Source organism: Acinetobacter sp. ANC 3929 (assembly GCF_000369405.1).
In the GTDB taxonomy this organism is placed as follows: domain Bacteria; phylum Pseudomonadota; class Gammaproteobacteria; order Pseudomonadales; family Moraxellaceae; genus Acinetobacter.
This window is the reverse complement of record NZ_KB849999.1, coordinates 174,066-192,184: the sequence shown is the minus strand read 5'-3', so window position 1 is coordinate 192,184 and position 18,119 is coordinate 174,066. Positions and strand designations below refer to the sequence as shown.

Sequence of the window (18,119 nt, the reverse complement as noted above, 5' to 3'; positions counted from 1 at the left end):
AAGTAAGAGTCTGATTATTTTATATTTATCTTACACATTTAACTTTAGCTAAAACCATCAATCACGTTACTGATCTGCATTAGCAAATAAAATTAAATACCGTCATAATTGTAAGTGAAACATTTACCCTCATTGTATTGTTGTTGAAACAACTTGAGCTCATTATGCCCGAACTTCCTGAAGTTGAAACTACTAAAACCAGCCTACTCCCTTTGTTAGAGCAACGCGTTCAAGCCGTTAAAGTATTGAATGCAAGCTTACGTTGGCCGATTCCCAATGATCTTGATAAATTAATTGGACAACGCTTAATTCATCTTAAACGTCGTTCTAAATATATCTTGGCAGAATTTGAACAAGATCAGATGCTTTGGCACTTGGGAATGTCTGGTAGCTTTCGTCTTTGCCAACCGAGTGATGAATTGAGAAAACATGATCACCTCATCATTGACTTTGATGATCAGCAACTTCGTTACCACGACCCACGACGCTTTGGATGTATTTTGTGGTTAGACCAACAGAATCAAACTAAGTTGATCGATACACTCGGCCCTGAACCACTCAGTGAAGACTTTAACGCAGCTTATTTACGCGAAAAGCTCAGTAAAAAAAATGTCGGCATTAAAATTGCTTTAATGGATAATCATGTGGTGGTTGGTGTCGGCAATATTTATGCGACTGAAAGTTTATTCAATATCGGAGTACATCCAGCACAACCTGCTTCGACGCTGAGCAAAACACAAGTGGAAAAGTTGGTCATTGAGGTTAAACGCATCTTAAAACAAGCAATTGATTTAGGCGGGTCAACGTTACGTGACTATAGCAATGCCATGGGCGAAAATGGTTATTTCCAGCAAACTCTTTTGGCATATGGTCGTGCGGGCGAGATGTGCGTGAATTGTGAGACCACCTTGGAAAACTTGAAGCTAGGACAACGTGCCAGCGTATTCTGCCCACAATGCCAACCACTGAAGTTAAAGAAAGCGTAAGCGAATTGATATGTAACAAGGAGAACAAATCATGCAAACAGCGATTGTTCGACACATTCTAGTTAAAGATAAAGATTTAGCTGAGCAACTGAAAAAGCGCATTCAGTCAGGTGCTGATTTTGCTAAAGTTGCCAAACAATATTCGACCTGTAACTCTGCAAAACGCGGCGGTGAACTTGGCGAAGTAAAAAAGGGACAGCTAGTTTCAGTGATCGATAAGCTGGTATTCACTGCTGCTGAACGTATTTTACACGGTCCCATTAAAAGTCAATTTGGTTTCCACTTGGTCGAAGTTAAATTTCGCATGGATAGCCTGAGATAATAAGCTTGAGCTTAAGTTTCGATTTAAGCTCAATCACACGATTTGGCCTACTTACTCATTATTCTAGTCACGGGCTTTCATCACATAGGTCCATGCTTGGATTGTCTCACCTGTAGCCAATTTGACGTCTACAACCGCTCTTTGGTATTGCATCCCTTCAAAATCATCCAGCATCTGCCAGTTCTGCTCTAATTTTTTTGTGCTAAATAAATAACCCTCAACCAGAGGGTCTGCATCATTCAATACGATTGCAGGTAAACCTTGATCTGGACCCCAATCTAAAATATGAACCGTGCCATGTACAAAAGCCTGCTGCCATTCCCCACCAATCTCACCCAAAATATGGGCATTTTCTCGATTTGGGCAAAGTGTGCCGTAAACAAATAGTCGATTCATGATTGATCCCCTCTCAATATGCACAGCATCTTAAAATGAAAGCAGCAATTTTTCTACGTAAAAACGACTATTTTCACCTCAGTATTCAGCAGCGTCTTGCTCCAATAGACAATAAAAAAACGGCATCAAAATGCCGTTTTTAACTCAAGATGGTTTAGCCTTGTTTTTTCAATTCATCACGGATTTCACGCAACAATTGAACATCTTCTGGAGTCGCTTCTGGCTCAGGCGCAGCTTGTTCTTGTTTGCGGATACGGTTCATCACTTTCACCAACAAGAACACCACCCATGCCAATAACAAGAAGTTAATTAAGATGGTTAAGAAATTACCATAAGCGAAGATATTTAACCCCGCATCCTGAGCTGCCTTTAAGCTTGTCAGATTATTTGGATTATCTCCAAGCACGAGGAACCAATTACTATAATCAACATCGCCACCCAAGATCCATGAGATCACTGGCATCACAATATCTTTCACTAATGAATCAATGATTTTACCGAATGCGCCACCAATGATGACACCTATCGCTAAATCCATCATGTTGCCTTTGATGGCGAATTCTTTAAATTCTTTAATAATACTCATCTATAACTCTCCAGAGTTGACTTGATCGCAGCCTGTTTTTGCATTCTTTATTACACAGGTACAGTTATTCATGATAATGATGATAATTTAATATTTTTATCAAAAAAAGAAAGTTATTTCACACTTTAACAACATATTTTATTTTAATAAAAATATGAACTTAAGAATGAAACAGTGATTTATTTTATGCAATAAAAAACCGCTAAATAAATTTAGCGGTTTTTTCATTTTTCAATAAAGAAAAATTATTTGTCACGGTTACGCTTACGTTCGTTTTCAGTCAAGTAACGTTTACGAATACGAATCGATTTTGGAGTAACTTCTACTAACTCATCATCTTCAATGAATTCAAGCGCTTGTTCAAGCGTATATTCCATTGCAGGTGTTAAAGTCAAGGCTTCATCCGTACCTGATGCACGAACGTTAGTTAACTGTTTCGCTTTAGTTGGGTTAACAACCATATCATCAGAACGAGAGTTAATACCGATGATCATACCTTCATATACTTCTAACTGTGGTTTAGCAAATAAACGACCACGGTCTTGAAGTGTGAAAAGAGCATAGCCCAAGCAAGTACCTTGAACCATAGAGATCAACACACCATTTTGACGCTTCGCAACAGTACCTGCTTTTGCTGGACCGTAATGCGAGAAGCTTGATGTCATGATCCCTGTACCAGAAGTCATGGTTAAGAATTCTGAACGGAAACCAATCAAACCACGTGAAGGTACAGTTGCTTCAATACGGATACGGCCTTTACCGTCAACTTCCATATTGGTCATCTCACCTTTACGGAAGCCCATTTGTTCCATTACAGAACCTTGGTGTTGTTCTTCAACGTCAAAAGTTACGTTTTCGAATGGCTCTTGTTTTTCGCCATCGATTTCTTTCATGATCACTTGTGGACGTGATACGCCCATTTCGAAGCCTTCACGACGCATATTTTCAATAAGAACTGAAAGGTGAAGTTCACCACGACCAGAAACTTTGAAACGGTCTGGACTGTCAGTATCTTCAACACGTAATGCTACGTTGTGAATTAACTCACGATCAAGACGCTCACGAATGTTACGTGAAGTTACAAATTTCCCTTCTTTACCAGCAAAAGGAGAGTTGTTTACCTGGAATGTCATCGAAACTGTAGGTTCATCTACAGACAATGGCGGCAAAGCTTCTACATTTTTCGGATCACAAATCGTGTCAGAAATATTTAATGCATCAATACCTGTAATACATACGATATCGCCTGCAGATGCTGTTTCAACATCAACACGCTCTAAACCGTGGTAACCCATGATTTTTAAGATACGACCGTTACGAGTCTTACCTTCTTTATCAATTACAGTAACTTGAGTGTTTAATTTTACTGAACCACGTTGGATACGACCAACACCGATAACACCTACGAAACTGTTATAGTCAAGTGATGAAATCTGCATTTGGAATGGACCATCAACATCAACTGCTGGTGGTTCAACGATATCTACGATGGTTTGGAACAACGGCGTCATATCTTCCGCTAATTCTTCTGGTGAAGGACCAGCAACACCGCGTAAGCCTGAAGCATAAACGATTGGGAAGTCTAACTGTTCGTCAGTACCACCAAGATTATCAAACAAATCAAAAACTTGATCGATAACCCAGTCTGGACGAGCGCTTGGCTTGTCGACTTTGTTGATAATCACGATTGGCTTCAAACCACGTGCGAACGCTTTTTGCGTTACGAAACGAGTTTGTGGCATTGGACCTTCTTGTGAGTCTACAAGGAGCAATACACAGTCAACCATCGACATTACACGTTCCACTTCACCACCGAAGTCGGCGTGTCCTGGGGTGTCCACAATGTTAATGCGGTATTCGGTGTTTGTACGGGCATCTAACCATTTGATTGCAGTGTTTTTTGCAAGAATGGTAATACCGCGTTCAGACTCAAGCGCGTTAGAATCCATAACACGTTCAATCTCGCCTGCGCGATCACCAAGAGCACCTGATTGTTGTAAAAGTTTGTCTACAAGAGTCGTCTTACCATGATCGACGTGCGCAATAATGGCAATGTTACGGAGAGTTTTAATATCTGACATGTAAAATTCGATACGCTTTAAATTTGAGGGCAAATTATACAGAAGAATCCTAAACTTTAGTAGTGACAGTTTATTGACAGAGCACTTTTTTTCTGACGAAGTGTTATAGAATCGTTGGTAAAGCGAGCTAACTCTATTAGAATATTCCACTAATGCTTCTGGCTTTTTATACTCCCATGTCGAATTCACAACCTCAGCAACAGCTTGATCTAGTCTACGGGCTCAATGATCGTCCGAAACCTTTTGTTGCATTTTTAGCCGCACTTCAACATCTTTTAGCGATTTTAGTCCCGATTGTCACCCCAGGTTTACTGATCTGTTTGGCATTAGGTGTGTCGCGCGAAGACACCAATATGATCTTATCAATGTCCTTGATCATCTCAGGAATTGCAACCTTTTTACAATGTAAGAAAGTTGGTCCCTTTGGTGCAGGACTTTTAATTGTTCAGGGCACAAGTTTTAATTTTATCGGTCCAATTATTGGTATTGGTAGTGCAATGGTTGCTGCTGGTACACCTGTTGAACAAGTCATGGCAGCCATTTTTGGTGTTGTGATTGCAGGTTCGTTTATTGAAATGGGTGTTTCGCGAATTCTACCTTGGGTTAAAAGGCTGATCACGCCACTGGTGACGGGTATTGTTGTACTTCTGATTGGCCTAACCTTGATTAAAGAAGGCTTGATCAGCATGGGTGGCGGCTATACTGCCATGCAAGACAATACTTTTGCCAATGCAGATAACCTGATTATGTCATGCACCGTACTTGGCATTATTATCCTGTTAAATCGTATCAAAATTATTTGGGTGAAAAGTTCAGCAATTTTAATTGCACTCGTGATTGGCTATATTCTTGCTGGGTTCATGGGCCATTTAAACTTTTCAGTACTCAATGATGCGCCTTTAATTCAAATTCCAACCCCAATGCATTTTGGTTTGAGCTTCTCTTGGAGCTTATTCATTCCAATGGCATTTATCTATTTAGTCACCTCACTTGAAGCGATTGGGGATGTTACGGCAACCAGTAAAATTTCAAATGAGCCTGTTGATGGCCCAATCTGGATGCAACGAATTAAAGGTGGCGTACTAGTCAATGGTGCTAACTCTTTCTTAGCGGGTATCTTCAACACCTTCCCGAGCTCAGTGTTTGCACAAAACAATGGTGTCATTCAACTCACTGGTGTTGCAAGCCGCTATGTCGGCATATGGATTGCGGTGTTATTGATTATTTTAGGACTGTTCCCTGCTGTTGCTGCTGTTATTCAAGCCGTGCCACAAGCCGTGCTTGGTGGTGCTGTCATGGTCATGTTTGGTGCAGTCGCTGCGTCTGGGATCAATATTCTTTCCAGTATTCACCTCGACCGTCGTGCTTTGTTAATTATTGCGATTTCGCTCGCTTTGGGTTTAGGTGTTGCACAAGTTCCTCAAATTCTTGAACATCTCCCAGAATTATTTAAGAATATTTTTAGTTCAGGCGTCGCAACAGGCGGTATTGCAGCCTTGATTTTGAATATTGTTTTACCTGAAACACATAAATAATCATCCAACCATCACAAGTGCCCAGTTTCACGACTGGGCTTTGTTTTTGATGAGAGATCAAAATGGATCCACGTAGTGAAGTTGTCATCAGACAGCAAGATTATTTAACCGGGCAAGTTTTACTGATTAATGCCCCAAATGATCAACTCGCCAAAAATTTACCCGATAAAGTCCAGGCCTCAGTATGGACTTGGAATTATGCTGATCATCAAGGTTTTATCCACTCTGGAATTAGCTCTCATTTTTCCGTGGAATTCCCACAAGCAACGTTTGATCAAGTTATTATTTTCGTTCCTAAGTCGAAAGAATTACTAAATTATCTTCTGCACGTTGTAGTCAGCCACTTAAAACTCAATCAAAACGTTTTTCTGGTTGGTGAGAAAAAAGGCGGCGTTGAACGGGCAGCAAAACAATTATTGCAATATGGCAAAACACTAAAACTTGACAGTGCACGTCACTGCCAATTATGGCAAATGAAAATTGAAAAAACTGAGCAGTTGAAACCTCTTGAATATTGGTTAAAAAGCTATAAAGTTCAAGTAAATCAAGAACAATTAGAAGTTTGCGCGCTACCTGGTGTGTTTAGTCAAGATCATTTAGATGTCGGAACAGCCGTATTAGTCCCTTACCTTAGTCAAGTAAAATCAGGTAAGATTGCCGACTTTGGTTGTGGCGCTGGAATTATTAGTGCTTATTTGGCCAAACTAGATTCGAATCGGCAAATTTTTGCACTTGATGTTGATGCATTTGCATTACGGTCTACTGAGATGACCTTTCAACGAAATGGTTTGAATTTAACTCAGTTAAATCTCCAAGCTGTTACAGGTTTTGTGGATGCACCGAATGATTTAGATGCGATCGTCAGCAATCCGCCTTTTCATCAAGGAATTCATACCAATTACGATGCGAGTGAGGAACTTTGCCACCGTGCGATAAGGCATCTGAAAAATTCAGGTGAATTATGGATCGTGGCAAATCGTTTTCTAAACTACTCTCCTCTCATTGAACAGAACTTTGGTGAATGTCTGGTGAAAGCCGATCAACAAGGATTCAAGGTGTTATATGCCTGTGCAAAATAAACATTTTAAGGAATTTTTATGAGCGATACATCTGCTCCTCAACACCTTCAGCGGAAGCTCGGGGCTCGACACCTGAACATGATTGCCATTGGTGGATCGATCGGCACAGGCTTATTCCTTGCTTCAGGTTCAACCATTGCCACTGCGGGTCCAGGTGGTGCGTTATTGGCCTATGCCCTCATCGGGATCATGATTTATTTCTTGATGACCAGCTTAGGAGAGTTAGCCACGCACAACCCGACATCAGGTGCATTCTTTACCTATGGCAGCCGCTATGTCGAAGATGGCTTTGGTTTCGCCTTAGGTTGGAACTATTGGTATAACTGGGCCATTACCGTTGCCTTTGAACTGGTTGCTGTTCAGTTCATCATGAAGTTTTGGTTCCCTGATATTCCAGGCTTCTACTGGAGTGCAATTTTCCTTGCCATTATTTTTGGAATTAACGCTTTAACGGTCAAAGGCTTTGGTGAAAGTGAATTTTTATTCTCTTTAATCAAAGTCATTGCGATTATTGTGTTTATCATCATTGGTATCTGGATGATTTTTAAAATCATGATGACGCCAAATGTATCGGTATTTCAGCACTGGACTTATAAAGAAGCGCCTTTTGTCGGTGGTTTACAAGCCTTAATCGGGGTTGCCATGATTGCCGGATTCTCATTCCAAGGGACCGAGATGGTGGGTGTTGCCGCAGGTGAATCCAAAGATCCTAAAAAGACCATTCCATTGGCGATCAAACAAATTTTCTGGCGTATTTTACTGTTCTATATCCTGTGTATTTTCATCATCGGAACATTGGTGAGCTATGATGATCCACTATTGTTAAAAGCAGCACAAAGTGAAGATATCGCACTTTCGCCATTCACTTTATTGTATGAAAAAGCAGGTTTTGCCTTTGCAGCAAGTTTGATGAACGCAGTGATTCTCAGTGCGATTTTATCTGCGGGTAACTCGGGCATGTACTCTTCTACCCGTATGCTATTCGATATGGCAAAACAAGGCCGTGCACCTAAATGGTTCTCAAGGCTAGATGGCCGCGGCGTACCAATGAATGCACTCTATGCGACCACTGCTGTTGCTGCACTATGCTTCCTGACCACCTTTATTGGGGAGAAACAGGTCTTTAACTGGTTACTCAACATGTCTGGGATGTGTGGTTTCATCGTCTGGTTAGGTATTGCGATTTCACACTACCGTTTCCGTAAAGGTTATATTGCTCAAGGTTATAAAGTTGAAGATCTGGCTTACCGTGCCAAATTCTTCCCATTTGCACCTTGGTTTGCATTTATTCTTTGTTCAATCATCATCTTAGGTCAAAACTACCAAGCTTTACTTGGCGGAAAAATTGACTGGTTAGGTTTAATTTCAACCTATATTAGCATTCCATTATTCTTGGTGATCTGGCTGGGTTATAAGTGGAAACACAAGACCAAACTGATTGCATATAAAGATATGAATGTGAAAGAAGGCGAATAAAAAACCGCTTTTTACTTGACCTAATTGAAAATATGAGTAGAATCTCGCTCATATTTTCAACGGCACCACATGATAGGAGGACGACAACATGCTATTACCACAAGGAACTACACAATAAGGTTTGGCACTGTCGACTCACGGACAAGTGTACAAATCGATTGATCACTTGTCCGAATGCTCTATTCAACCTAGCATTCGCTAGGTTTTTTTATGCCTATTCGGACGAAAAATTAAAATATCCCGAGACAAGAAAATGGGCATACAAAAAATACTTAATGCTGATGCTCAATATGGCGTTCCAGTGAAAATTTTCACCAACGATATTGATAGCGAAAGCATTGAACAGCTAAAAAAGATGGCACAACTACAATTTGTTTATTCACATATTGCTGTGATGCCTGATGTACACGTTGGCAAAGGTGCGACTGTAGGCAGCGTAATCCCGACCAAGCATGCAATCATTCCTGCTGCTGTAGGTGTGGATATTGGTTGTGGTATGAACGCAATACGGCTTAATCTAAAAGCTTCACAGCTTCCAGATAACCTTGCACCCCTGCGTCATGCGATCGAACGCAAAGTCCCTGTGGGTTTTGAATTACACAAACAGGTGAAAGCAAAAGCTTCAAGTATCATTCCACTTGAAAAACGCTTACAACCCATCATTAAAAAACATCCCGGCTTGGTTCGAATGTTAAGAAAGTTTGATGCAACTTGGCAAAAACAACTGGGAACTTTAGGTGGCGGTAATCACTTTATCGAACTCTGCCTTGATGAAAATCAAGATATCTGGGTGATGCTACATTCAGGCAGTCGTGGCTTAGGCAATGTAATTGGCACCTATTTCATTGAACTTGCAAAGAAAGAAGCTCAACATCGCTTTGGACATGTACCAGATAAAGATTTGAGCTACTTCGCGGAAGGTTCGAATAGTTTTAATGATTATATTGAAGCGGTTGAGTGGGCACAAGAATATGCTTTTGAAAATAGACGTGAAATGATGCGGCTGATTTTAGAAGCGATTCGTCCGCTGCTACCTCCATTTCAAATGACCAAAGAAGCAATTAACTGTCATCACAATTATGTCAGTCGAGAAAATCATTTTGGTGAGAACTTACTGATCACACGCAAAGGTGCCATTCGTGCGGGTCAAGGTGAATTAGGAATAATCCCCGGTTCAATGGGCGCACGTTCCTATATCGTTAAAGGTAAAGCCAATCCTGAGTCATTCTGCTCATGTTCACATGGCGCAGGGCGAAAAATGAGCCGAAGTAAAGCAAAACTACTTTTTAACCAAGATGACTTGATTCAGCAAACTCAAGGTATCGAATGCCGAAAAGATAGTGGCGTTATTGATGAAATACCAAGTGCATATAAAGACATTGATCAAGTCATGGCAAACCAATCAGATTTGATCGAGATCGTGCATACACTCAAGCAAATTTTATGTATCAAAGGATAATCAAATGAAACTTAAACAAATGCCTAAAATCAAAGTACGTAATCCTGTCGTACTCTCCCCCTTACTGCATAAAGGCGGAGTGCATGAAACTGAGAAGCCTCGAGCACAGCATCGTCGTGAAAGACAAAACACGAAACAGCAGCTTAAAAAGGAAGTTTGGTAACTTGTAAGCAATACCGCTTAAGTAGACACCTCATCATTCAGGAGTAATCAAAATGTCTAACCACCTAAATTATGCAAATAAAAAAAGCGACTCTGACGAGTCGCTTTTTTTATTCAGTTCAAAAACTCAAATTATTGAGCTTGTTGACCTGGTTGTACTAGAACAGTACGGCTACCAGTGATCGCAGCAAATACGCGACGGTTCATAGCACGACCTTCTTTAGTTTTGTTGTCTGCAATCGGTTGATCCCAAGCAAAACCTTGAGTTGTCAAACGAGTTGCGTTCACATTGTATTCATTTACAAGTGCAGATTTAACAGAGTTAGCACGCGCTAAAGATAAACGTTCGTTTAACTTACGTGGACCAGTATTATCTGTATGACCTTCAATACGAGCTGTCGCATTCGGGTATTCAGCTAACTTCTCTGCTACTTTAGCAATTTCAGACTTGTACTGTGGCTTGATGTCAGACTTGTTCGTATCGAAGAATACGCGAAGTTCCATATTAAGGTCTTCGGTCAACTCTTGTGGCTGTGGAGCAACTGGAGTTGGTTCAACTGGCGCAACTTCTACTACTGGCGCAGCCGGTTTCAAATGACCACCAAGAACTACGTTTAAGCCAGCAAGCGCTGTATAGTTCCAGAACTTCTCATCAAAATGGTAAGTACCACGAGCTTCTGTACGAAGAGACAAAGCATCGTTTAAACGCCAGAATACACCACCACCAGCATTCGCTAATGTACCCTCTTGCTTACCACCATAAATGTCATCACCTTCGTATTTATAGTGACCAGCACCAGCTAATACGTATGGCTTGATTTTGCTATCATAGTTTTTAGTAATCAAATCAGATGTTACATAAGCATTTGCAGCAATATTACGACCTTTATAGTCGTTATTGGTACTTGTATCACCTTTAATTTGACTATATTCAACTTCAGCACCTAACCATGGCGTGATTTCAACACCAAGCGCAGCACCAACGAATAAATCATCTTCAAGTTCAGCACCTGGAGTTAACTGACCTTTATCGCCACGGTTGTTATGTTCAGTATCGAACATTGTATAACCAAGCATTAATGGAGTTACAGTCACGCCCGCGTTCGCAGCAGCTAAAGGAGCAGCAACAAGCATAGCAAGTGCAATACGACTCAATTTCATGGATATCCTCCAAAAAAACAAAAAATTGTTTGTTCTCTAAATTCTAATAGCTTTTGAATACTGAGAAATAGTCTTATTGTATCTTTTTCAGCCATTCACCTTATGTTGAATCATACAAATACTCGATAAACTTTCCAAGTATTGAACAACATTTAGCCAGCAGCAACTAAAACTGACTTATTTCCCGCCCAAAAAGCCAGAAAACTCTAATTTAACAGCATCCAACAAAGCTGTGAGAGCTTATCACTTTTTAATCAAAATTTTAACAAGTTATCAAAATCTTTTCAATAAAACTAAATAGTTCCCACAATCTACCTAGAGTTAAGGCAAGATTATGCCAGTTTTTAGCTATTATATTTGAGTTTTACATCAATGCTACAAAAACATATATCGATAAAAAAGCGACTCTGACGAGTCGCTTTTTTATTCAGTTCAAAAACTCAAATTATTGAGCTTGTTGACCTGGTTGTACTAGAACAGTACGGCTACCAGAAATCGCAGCAAATACGCGACGGTTCATAGCACGACCTTCTTTAGTTTTGTTGTCTGCAATCGGTTGATCCCAAGCAAAACCTTGAGTTGTCAAACGAGTTGCGTTCACATTGTATTCATTTACAAGTGCAGATTTAACAGAGTTAGCACGCGCTAAAGATAAACGTTCGTTTAACTTACGTGGACCAGTGTTATCTGTATGACCTTCAATACGAGCTGTCGCATTCGGGTATTCAGCTAACTTCTCTGCTACTTTAGCAATTTCAGACTTGTACTGTGGCTTGATGTCAGACTTGTTCGTATCGAAGAATACGCGAAGTTCCATGTTAAGGTCTTCGGTCAACTCTTGTGGCTGTGGAGCAACTGGAGTTGGTTCAACTGGCGCAACTTCTACTACTGCAGCAGCTGGTTTCAAGTGACCACCAAGAACTACGTTTAAGCCAGCAAGCGCTGTATAGTTCCAGAAGTCTTCATCGATGTTATATGTACCACGAGCTTCTGTACGAAGAGATAAAGCATCGTTTAAGCGCCAGAAAGCACCAAAACCAGCATTACCTAAAGTACCTTCTTCTTTATTACCACGAGTACCACGGTTTACATCATCAAATGTATATTTGTAGTGACCAGCACCTAACAATACATACGGTTTGATTTTGCTATCATAGTTTTTAGTGATCAAGTCAGAAGTAACATAGAAGTTACCGTTGATTTGTTGTTGCTTGTATTCAGCATTTGCAGCTGCAGCATCAACATCACCTTTAACTTGGTTATATTCAGCTTCGAAACCTAACCATGGGGTTAATTCGATACCTAACGCAGCACCAACAAATAAATCGTCCTGAAGCTCAGGACCATTTGTTAAATGCTTATCGCCATTATTATGTTTAGTGTCTTGGAATGTGTAACCAAGCATTAACGGAGTTACTGTTACGCCCGCATTCGCAGCAGCTAAAGGAGCAGCAACAAGCATAGCAAGTGCAATACGACTCAATTTCATGGATATCCTCCAGAGATAACAATTGTTTGTTGTGTAAGCTAAGCCTATGATTTTTCGCCCCTAGAACAATAATGTTCTACAGCATTATTTTAAGCCATTCACTTCACTTTGAATCATACAAACACTTGACGAATTTTCCAAGTGCTTGATAACTTTAACCTCGTAAATTATTGACAAAATTTCTTACAATTTCCGTTGTAGTTCAGTAAATTTTCAATTCCCTTCACATATCTGAATGAATTACTGTTCTAGAACTTATGTTTTAGTATATCTTAATTTATTCTTTAGAAAGATTCACTCGCTAAACAAGATTTGCATTTAACATATTGTTAATAAAAAAGTTAATAAAAATAGATAGGTGAAATATGTTTAAGGCTTCTGGCTTTACCTTAATTGAACTCATCATCACCATTGGAATCTTGACTATTCTGTGTACCCTTGCGGTCCCCTACTTTCGTGAAATATTGATTTCAAATGAAGCGAACTCTCTCAAAAGAACTCTCACAATTCATATACAAAAAGCAAAAACTGATGCACAACTTTATCATAAAAATGTGATGCTATGCCCAAGTTCAGATTTTGAGAACTGTTATAAAGATTGGAATAAGGGCTTTATCGGATTTATTGATACCAACCGGAATCAGCGTCGTGATTCTGGCGAAATTTTACTGTTTAGTACCTCTCTCAATATCAAATATGGTGACCTCAATTTTAAATCTTTTGGACGATCACCTAATTATCTTATATTTCAGGCAGAAAACGGCTTACCCTTCGCCTCCAATGGAAGTTTTATCTATTGTTCAGAATCCCCACAGCACCATACTAAAATCGTTTTAAGCAGAATGGGCAACACTCGTACAGAGAAGATTTCATCCTGCTAAAAACTCTTCAGTCTAGCCTAAAACAGTTAAAACCCTTTATTCCGATTCTTTTTTTACTATACTGCTTAAGTTTGGAACATTTTTATAAATTATAAGTGTGGAGACACAGAATGACTGATATCGTAATTGTGAATGGCGCGCGTACAGCAATGGGCGGCTTCCAAGGTGCATTATCTGGCGTAACTGCGCCAGAATTAGGTGCGGTTACCATTAAAGAAGCAATTGCGCGTTCTGGTCTACAACCAACTGATGTAGAAGAAGTCATCATGGGTTGTGTTTTACCAGCAGGCTTAAAACAAGGTCCAGCGCGTCAAGCCATGCGCAAAGCAGGTTTGCCAGACTCAACAGGTGCTGTGACCATTAACAAGCTTTGTGGTTCTGGCATGAAAGCAGTGATGCAAGCGGCAGACATGATTAAAGCAGGAAGTGCTGAAATTGTTGTTGCTGGTGGCATGGAATCGATGACCAATGCGCCATATGTGTTACCGAAAGCACGTGCTGGCTACCGTATGGGCCACGGTGAAATTAAAGACCACATGTTCCTTGATGGTTTAGAAGATGCAGAAACAGGTCGGTTAATGGGTTCATTTGCTCAAGATATGGCAAATAAGCGCAGCTATACTCGCGAACAAATGGATGACTTTGCTATTCGTTCATTACAACGTGCGCAAAAAGCGATTACTGAAGGTTACTTTAAAGATGAGATCACTCCTGTAACGGTTTCAACTCGTAAAGGTGATGTGGTTGTTGACCAAGATGAACAACCTTTAAGTGCAAAAATCGACAAGATTCCATCATTAAAACCAGCATTTGCAAAAGATGGTACGATTACCGCTGCAAACGCGAGTTCAATTTCTGATGGTGCTTCTGCACTGGTATTAACCTCAAGTGATGTTGCTGCGCAACGTGGTTTACAACCTTTGGCAAAAATTCTTGCAACTGCTTCAAACTCACAACACCCTTCTGAATTTACTATTGCACCAGTAGGCGCAATTGAGAAAGTATTGAAAAAGGCAGGTTGGGATGCTCAAGAGGTTGATCTTTGGGAAATCAACGAAGCCTTTGCCATGGTCACCATGTGCCCTATCGATGACTTTAAATTAGACGCTGAAAAAGTGAATATCAATGGTGGTGCTTGTGCATTGGGCCACCCAGTGGGTTCTACAGGCTCTCGTATCATTCTTACGCTCATTCATGCACTTAAACGTACTGGCGGTAAAAAAGGCGTTGCTGCATTGTGTATCGGTGGTGGCGAAGCAACAGCTGTTGCAATTGAATTGATCTAAATCTTTTTCAATCTGTTCAAAAAATCCTGCTCGATGCAGGATTTTTTATTTTTAGGATTACAAAAAATAATGCACCTATAGTCAAAATATCGATAAGTTATGCTGTGTATAAAAAAACAACAAGGAGTCCAACATGCAACTCAATCATTATCTAAATTTTAAAGGACAAACAGAGCAAGCATTTAATTTTTATAAATCTGTGTTTGGTGGTGAATTTGCCATGATCAGCCGTTATGGTGATATGCCACCAACCGAAGGTGTTACCCTTTCAGATGCAGATAAGAACCTCATTTTACATGTCTCTTTACCAATCAATGAGTTCACTGTACTGATGGCGTCGGATGTCAATGATCAATTTTGTGCACAGAACAGTGTCTTTACGCAAGGTAATAACCACTATATTTCAATTAACCTAGACCCAGATGAATTGGATGAAGCACAAAGACTATTTGACAACCTATCGGCAAATGGTCAAATTGAAATGCCGTTAGAAAAAACCTTCTGGGGTGCACTCTATGGTGCTTTCACGGATCAGTTCGGTATCAAATGGATGATCAATTGCCAGTTAGATGGATAAGCTAAATTAATCAAACACGGCTTCCTAGAAGTACATGGTTATTTCTAGGAAGTATTACACATCAATATTGGAATACTGCGCGATAATCATAAGGCCAATGGTAATAAAGCCAATACCAACCCAGCCTGCTAAATCAATATGCTGCCCTAAAAACAGCTTCGCTAAAGCGGCTGTTGCAATAACACCAATACCCGACCAAAGCACATATAAGATCCCAGCTTGCATATATTTCAAAGCAATGGCAGCACAGGTAAAAGAAATAATATACAAAACTAGAGCAATGCCTTGATCAGGCTTATTGACCAGACCATTACCCTTTGCCGAGTAAAATGTCGAGAGTACATCCGTTGCGATCGCAAAGAGTAACCACACCACCCCAGGATTTATTTTTAAAATAACGTTCAACATTTTATTCTTCAATTAAGTGGCTAAAACCATGAATCATAAAAAAGCTGAACCGTAGTTCAGCTGTTTTAATCACTGGCGACTGACTTATGCGCCAGTCTGATAGCTTGCTTTAGGTACTGCTGTTGAAGCTTGATAAGGATTGGTGAAATCTTGAAGCCCAGCAGCAGCTTCATGAATATCTTTACCTTCTTTCACCACAAAAGTATCAAAGCCAGAACGTTTTAAATAATTTAAAACATCCTTAAAGATATCACCCACCGCACGCAATTCACCTTGGTACCCTTGGCGACGTAATAACGCAGCGAATGAATAACCACGGCCATCATTGAAACCAGCAAATTCAATAAAAATGGCATCTAGCTCATTTAATGGAAATTGATGTGTTTCAGGAGAATCATTGACTGTGAGGTAAAGGGCTTTTTTGCCTTGTACATTTGCCAATTGATCCAACTGTTCAGTTGTTACAACCACATCACCTTGTGGAAGCACGCCATCTTCAGTAATAACTTGATAAGTATTATCTGTAATTGTGCCATCTTTAGAGAGCACTTGTAGCGTTGTATTAAGCATAAGCACGCTCCTTAAATGGTTGAATACCAACACGGCGATACGTATCAATGAAGCGTTCACCTTCTGTACGTAAATCAAGGTAAGTATTCAAGATTTCATCAATCACATCTGGCACAACGTCGGCTGCGAATGACGGTCCTAAAATATCACCCAAAGATGCATCATGATCTGCATGACCACCTAAAGTAATTTGATAGAATTCTGCGCCTTTCTTATCAACACCAAGAATACCGATATTGCCGACATGGTGGTGACCACAAGCATTCATACAACCCGAAATATTCAAATCCAGTTCACCTAAGTTATAGATGGTATCTAGATCATCAAAACGACGGCTGATTGCTTCTGAAATTGGAATCGATTTCGCATTGGCCAATGAACAGAAATCACCACCTGGGCAGCAGATAATATCGGTAATAAAGCCGATATGAGCACGTGCCATGTCGCTATGTTCAAGCGTTTTCCACAATTCGAATAAATCTTTCTGTGGTACATCCACCAATGAAATGTTCTGTTCGTGCGTAGTACGGAACTCACCGAAAGTATATTTATCGGCTAAGTCAGCAATTAAATTCATTTCTTCAGAGGTGACATCACCTGGTGCAATACCTGCACGCTTCAAAGAAATCGTAACGATACGATAGCCTTTTACTTTATGTGCATTGGTATTAACGTTGAACCATTGTTTGAATTTCGGATGTGCAGCGAATAAGTCTGTGAAATCCTGATCTTCTAAATCTTGATAATCAAATGGGGTAAATTCTTCATCCAATTTTTTCAAGATCTCAGGCTGAATCTTCAATGCTTCACGCGTATGCTCAAATTCAGCTTCCACTTTTTGTGCAAACACCGCTGGTGTTAATGCTTTCACTAAAATTTTGATACGTGCTTTGTATTTATTATCACGACGGCCATGCAGGTTATAAACACGCAACGTCGCTTCTAAATAAGCAATTAAATCTTCGCGTGGTAAAAACTCACGGATCACACTACCAATAATCGGAGTACGGCCCAAACCACCACCAACCATGATTTTATAACCCATTTCACCTGCGTCATTACGAACCAGATATACACCGATGTCGTGGAATGCCGTTGCAGCACGGTCTTTTTCTTCCAATGCAGAAACTGCAATTTTGAACTTACGTGGCAAGAAGGCAAATTCAGGGTGGAACGTACTCCACTGACGAATCAATTCACAGGTAGGACGTGGATCAGCAATCTCACCTGCAACGACACCTGCAAACTGGTCAGTGGTTGTATTACGGATACAGTTACCTGAGGTTTGTACTGCGTGCATTTGAACCGTCGCGAGCTCAGCAAGGATATCAGGTACATTTTCTAATGCAGGCCAGTTCAACTGAATATTTTGGCGGGTAGAAACGTGAGCATAACCACGATCGTACTCTTTCGCAATTTCAGCAATTTTTCTGAGTTGTTTAGTATTCATCAAGCCATACGGCACAGCAATACGAAGCATAGGCGCATAGCGTTGCACGTATAAACCATTTTGCAAACGTAGTGGACGATATTCGTCTTCTGTTAATTTTCCTGCTAAATAGCGTTCTGTTTGATCGCGAAACTGAGCAACACGTTGGTTAATCAGTTGTTGATCGAAATCCGTATATAAATACATGGCGTATGGCTAGTCATTCATTATAAAGG

Annotated in this window: 18 protein-coding genes; 10 read left to right on the top strand and 8 right to left on the bottom strand. The window is 40.2% G+C overall.

All coding sequences use genetic code 11. The features are described from left to right. Positions 1-164: 164 nt before the first annotated feature. Positions 165-986 (top strand): bifunctional DNA-formamidopyrimidine glycosylase/DNA-(apurinic or apyrimidinic site) lyase, encoded by an 822-nt coding sequence (gene mutM, locus F909_RS11750; RefSeq protein ID WP_005150041.1) that lies wholly within the window; start codon positions 165-167, stop codon positions 984-986. Positions 987-1,017: 31 nt separating this feature from the next. Next, positions 1,018-1,308 (top strand): peptidylprolyl isomerase, encoded by a 291-nt coding sequence (locus F909_RS11755; protein WP_005150039.1) that lies wholly within the window; start codon positions 1,018-1,020, stop codon positions 1,306-1,308. Positions 1,309-1,371: 63 nt separating this feature from the next. Here the strand turns inward: F909_RS11755 and F909_RS11760 are convergent, their stop codons facing one another. From F909_RS11760 to typA, 3 genes are all read right to left on the bottom strand, one after another. Next, the gene (locus F909_RS11760) at positions 1,372-1,704 is read right to left on the bottom strand and encodes a gamma-glutamylcyclotransferase family protein (protein WP_005150038.1); all 333 of its coding nucleotides are present in this window, start codon (positions 1,702-1,704) and stop codon (positions 1,372-1,374) included. Positions 1,705-1,858: 154 nt separating this feature from the next. Next, complete coding sequence (gene mscL, locus F909_RS11765) at positions 1,859-2,290, bottom strand: large conductance mechanosensitive channel protein MscL (protein WP_005150037.1); 432 nt, start codon at positions 2,288-2,290, stop codon at positions 1,859-1,861. Positions 2,291-2,535: 245 nt separating this feature from the next. Continuing rightward, entirely contained in the window at positions 2,536-4,371 is a 1,836-nt protein-coding gene (gene typA, locus F909_RS11770) for a translational GTPase TypA (protein WP_005150036.1), read from the bottom strand. A gap of 176 nt (positions 4,372-4,547) precedes the next feature. On the opposite strand from typA, the gene F909_RS11775 reads away from it, so the two are divergent. The 5 genes from F909_RS11775 (at position 4,548) to F909_RS21255 (ending at position 10,083) form a co-directional block, all read left to right on the top strand. Next, positions 4,548-5,906, top strand: a complete 1,359-nt coding sequence (locus F909_RS11775; protein WP_005150035.1) for a uracil-xanthine permease family protein — start codon at positions 4,548-4,550, stop codon at positions 5,904-5,906. Between the two features lie 62 nt (positions 5,907-5,968). Next, the gene (locus F909_RS11780) at positions 5,969-6,985 is read left to right on the top strand and encodes a methyltransferase (RefSeq protein ID WP_005150034.1); all 1,017 of its coding nucleotides are present in this window, start codon (positions 5,969-5,971) and stop codon (positions 6,983-6,985) included. A gap of 18 nt (positions 6,986-7,003) precedes the next feature. Further along, positions 7,004-8,461 (top strand): amino acid permease, encoded by a 1,458-nt coding sequence (locus F909_RS11785; protein ID WP_005150030.1) that lies wholly within the window; start codon positions 7,004-7,006, stop codon positions 8,459-8,461. Positions 8,462-8,714: 253 nt separating this feature from the next. Continuing rightward, entirely contained in the window at positions 8,715-9,920 is a 1,206-nt protein-coding gene (locus F909_RS11790) for an RtcB family protein (RefSeq protein WP_005150028.1), read from the top strand. A 4-nt stretch (positions 9,921-9,924) separates the two neighbouring features. After that, positions 9,925-10,083, top strand: coding sequence for a hypothetical protein (locus tag F909_RS21255; RefSeq protein WP_005150027.1), 159 nt, complete (start codon positions 9,925-9,927; stop codon positions 10,081-10,083). 131 nt (positions 10,084-10,214) lie between these two features. Here F909_RS21255 and omp38 (F909_RS11795) read toward each other — a convergent pair whose 3' ends face one another. Together omp38 (F909_RS11795) and omp38 (F909_RS11800) are read right to left on the bottom strand one after the other, a co-directional pair. Further along, positions 10,215-11,243 carry an outer membrane protein Omp38 gene (gene omp38 / locus F909_RS11795; protein WP_005150025.1) on the bottom strand — a complete coding sequence of 343 codons (1,029 nt, stop codon included), beginning with the start codon at positions 11,241-11,243 and terminating at the stop codon, positions 10,215-10,217. 445 nt (positions 11,244-11,688) lie between these two features. Further along, positions 11,689-12,732, bottom strand: a complete 1,044-nt coding sequence (gene omp38 / locus F909_RS11800) for an outer membrane protein Omp38 (RefSeq protein WP_005150024.1) — start codon at positions 12,730-12,732, stop codon at positions 11,689-11,691. Between the two features lie 365 nt (positions 12,733-13,097). Here omp38 (F909_RS11800) and F909_RS11805 point away from each other — a divergent pair, with 365 nt between their 5' ends. From F909_RS11805 to F909_RS11815, 3 genes are all read left to right on the top strand, one after another. After that, positions 13,098-13,613 carry a GspH/FimT family protein gene (locus F909_RS11805; RefSeq protein ID WP_005150022.1) on the top strand — a complete coding sequence of 172 codons (516 nt, stop codon included), beginning with the start codon at positions 13,098-13,100 and terminating at the stop codon, positions 13,611-13,613. Between the two features lie 110 nt (positions 13,614-13,723). Continuing rightward, positions 13,724-14,899, top strand: a complete 1,176-nt coding sequence (locus tag F909_RS11810; protein ID WP_005150018.1) for a thiolase family protein — start codon at positions 13,724-13,726, stop codon at positions 14,897-14,899. A 133-nt stretch (positions 14,900-15,032) separates the two neighbouring features. Next, entirely contained in the window at positions 15,033-15,476 is a 444-nt protein-coding gene (locus F909_RS11815; RefSeq protein WP_005150016.1) for a VOC family protein, read from the top strand. 54 nt (positions 15,477-15,530) lie between these two features. Here the strand turns inward: F909_RS11815 and F909_RS11820 are convergent, their stop codons facing one another. The 3 genes from F909_RS11820 to F909_RS11830 form a co-directional block, all read right to left on the bottom strand. Further along, a complete protein-coding gene (locus tag F909_RS11820) occupies positions 15,531-15,884 on the bottom strand; it encodes a DMT family transporter (protein ID WP_005150014.1) in 354 nt (117 codons plus the stop codon). A gap of 84 nt (positions 15,885-15,968) precedes the next feature. Further along, a complete protein-coding gene (locus F909_RS11825; RefSeq protein WP_005150013.1) occupies positions 15,969-16,454 on the bottom strand; it encodes a DUF934 domain-containing protein in 486 nt (161 codons plus the stop codon). Beyond that, positions 16,447-18,090 carry a nitrite/sulfite reductase gene (locus F909_RS11830; RefSeq protein ID WP_005150012.1) on the bottom strand — a complete coding sequence of 548 codons (1,644 nt, stop codon included), beginning with the start codon at positions 18,088-18,090 and terminating at the stop codon, positions 16,447-16,449. The genes F909_RS11825 and F909_RS11830 overlap by 8 nt, the downstream gene beginning before the upstream one ends. Positions 18,091-18,119: the final 29 nt, after the last annotated feature.